The following is an 855-nucleotide window of genomic DNA, read 5'->3' as shown; positions in this document are numbered from 1 at the left end:
GCGAAGAAGAGAGCGTTACCCGAGATGCAGCTCAAGGCACCTAAGTAACTAGTCTGCATTCCTAGAGTTGTCTTGAGGTTGTTGTCTTGAGTGAGTAAACCTCGGGACAACAAACCTCGAGAGACTAAATTTAGATAGAGCAAGCCTCGAGATAGTAAGCATTAAAATTTGTGACAATGAAGTGATGAATAAAAAAACGGGACTCATAGGAGTCCCGTTTTTGTTTCTGTCTCTGACCTTAAGCGACGTTATCAATCGATTGTTCTGGGTACTGAGTCTTTGCTGCAAGCTCCTCTGGTGAGAAGTCATCAACGTTAATTGTGTACAGTCTATGTTCCTCAGCGCTAATCAGAAGATTTGCTTCTTCTTGCGTTAAGATACCTTTCTCAAGTCCCAGCTGAGCGACAAGGTCGAGTCGTAAGAAAGCACGTTTTTGATGTGTTTCTTTACAAACCTTATCGAACAGAGGTTCAGCTTGAAGAATCACTTCTAGCGCTTTTTCAATCTTGCCTACAGGGTTGTATTCCGTTGCTTCCAAGTATTGGCCACGGCCGATACGAGAGCGTGTTTCACTTGGTGTTTGTAGGATTTGCGCGACTTGGCTATCCAACTTGTCGTTTGGTGCACGACGGATACGGCCAAATGGCATTAACACAACGCGAAGTAGTTGACCAATCACAGGGTTAGGGAAGTTCGCCAAGAACTCATCAATCGCGACTTCAGTTTGACGCAAGCTGTCTTGCATACCCCAATGGACTAATGGGAGATCTTCAGCATGGCTACCTTCGCTTTCAAAGCGCTTAAGTGTTGCTGAACCTAGGTAGAGTTGACTCAGGATATCCCCCAGTCTTGCTG

The 855-nt window shown here is 45.3% G+C and carries 1 protein-coding gene; it reads right to left on the bottom strand.

All coding sequences use genetic code 11. The features are described from left to right. Positions 1–238 precede the first annotated feature (238 nt). Positions 239–855: acyl-CoA dehydrogenase domain-containing protein (locus AB4653_RS07985; RefSeq protein ID WP_372103769.1), on the bottom strand; the 617-nt coding region annotated here is incomplete at its 5' end.

Source organism: Vibrio sp. 10N.222.48.A3, assembly GCF_041475345.1.
Lineage (GTDB): Bacteria > Pseudomonadota > Gammaproteobacteria > Enterobacterales > Vibrionaceae > Vibrio > Vibrio tasmaniensis_A.
Note: the sequence above shows the minus strand (reverse complement) of the source record. Positions and strands in the feature narration are given on the sequence as shown.